The organism is Pseudomonas sp. P7548, assembly GCF_013386585.1.
Taxonomy (GTDB): Bacteria; Pseudomonadota; Gammaproteobacteria; order Pseudomonadales; family Pseudomonadaceae; genus Aquipseudomonas.
In genome coordinates this window covers 429-2,094 of the sequence record NZ_JACARO010000151.1, presented here as the reverse complement: position 1 = coordinate 2,094, position 1,666 = coordinate 429, and the positions used below count along the sequence as shown (strand labels likewise).

Below are 1,666 nucleotides of genomic sequence, written 5' to 3'. Positions count from 1 at the left end.
TGCGCCTGCTGCGTAGTTTTCTCAGTGTCGCGCGCACTGGCAGTTTGACCCGGGCGGCGCAGGCGGTGCATGTGACACAACCTGCCCTGTCGCAACAGATGCGCGAGTTGGCCGGATTGATGGGGGTGCCGTTGCTGGACCGGGTAGGCCGTGGGGTCGAGCTGACACCTGCCGGGCAGGAACTGTTTTTGAGTCTGGAGCCTTTGTTAGGCGATTTGGAGTTGGCACTCTCCGCGATCAGTGAGCGTTCTTTGGAGATCAGGGGCACATTACGAATCGGCGCGATCGGCACGTATGCCCGGGCATTGGTAGTGCCCAGCGTGTCGCGTTTACTGGCTAGCCATTCGCAGCTCCGAGTACAGGTAGAGGAACTGACCGCAGCGCAAATCGACAGCGCATTACAGGACAATCGAATTGACGTTGGCCTGGCATTCTCCGACTTGTCACGAGCCGATATCAGTCAGTGCCAACTCTTCGAGGAAACACTGTCGCTGATCAGTCGCTCAGAGCACAGCACGACGTCAGGCAACGTAAGGCTGGAAGACGTGGCAAGCCAGCCCTTGGCCTTGCTCAATCGAACGTTCACCATGCGACGGCAGATCGATACGGTGTTTCGCGCTGAGCATTTGTTGTTGGACGTACGCCTGGAGTTAGCCAATGTTGATTCGTTGCTGTCTGTAGCGCAGAGCAGCGACCTGGCAGTGATCACCAGCGGCCTTGGCGTACGCGATCCCGGCTCCTTGCTGATTCGGCCAATCCTGCACGATGCACTCAAGCGTACTGCCGCGTTGCGATGGCGCCGAGGCCGCTCTCCGAGTGCAGCGGTCAACGTATGGCGGAATTTGCTGGCTGAGCAAATACAGCAGACGCCTGGCATTCGCCCAGTCGCGGCGCCTTAGCACTGCATCTGTGCCGAAGCCTGCTCGAACCGTTCACGCAAAAAATCCAACAGTGCTCGCACCCGCGGCGCAAGGTACCGGCTGCGCGGGTAAAGCGCATGCACCGGCGCTTCAGCTGTTTGCCACTCGGGCATCAGCCGTATCAGGCGCCCGGCAGTGAGATCCGCCGCCACGTCCCAGACTGACTTCAGCACAATGCCATGGCCGTCCACCGCCCATTGCCGAGCGAGAGCACCGTCGTTGGTTTCCCGGGCTGCCTCCAGCGGTACCTTGAACAGCACCTCCTCCACGCCACGCTGCAAGCGCCATTCATTCGACCAGCCTGACTGCCCCGCGACGATATGATCGAAATCGGCCAATTGTCGCGGATGGTCCGGCGTGCCCTTGCGGGCCAGGTAACCGGGCGCCGCGCACAGCACGCGGCGATTGTCAGCCAGCGGTCGGGCGATCAGCGAGCTGTCCGGGGGCACGCCGAATCGGATCACCAGGTCGACGTCGTCGGCGATCAGGTGCGAGAGTGAATCGGACAACTGCAGCGCCGGCACCACCTGCGGGTATCGGGCCGTAAATTCGTCCAGCCATGGGTTGAGGACATGACGGCCAAAGTCCGAAGTGGCCGAAATACGGATCTTGCCGCGAATCTCGTTTTTTTCTGCCGACAGTGCCGCACGGGCATCGTCCAACGCTTGCAGGGCTTGGCGGCAGTGTTCCAGATAAAGCCGGCCCTCATCGGTGAGGCGCAGTTGACGCGTGGTGCGCTCGAACAA

Annotated in this window: 2 protein-coding genes; one reads left to right on the top strand and one right to left on the bottom strand. The window is 61.2% G+C overall.

All coding sequences use genetic code 11. The features are described 5' to 3' along the window. A partial coding sequence (locus tag HX803_RS31730; protein WP_178926017.1) for a LysR substrate-binding domain-containing protein occupies nt 1–899 on the top strand: 899 nt, incomplete at its 5' end. Here the strand turns inward: HX803_RS31730 and HX803_RS31725 are convergent. Then, on the bottom strand, nt 896–1,666 hold a 771-nt coding region (locus HX803_RS31725; protein WP_178926016.1), incomplete at its 5' end, for a substrate binding domain-containing protein. The two genes, HX803_RS31730 and HX803_RS31725, sit on opposite strands and share 4 nt — an antisense overlap.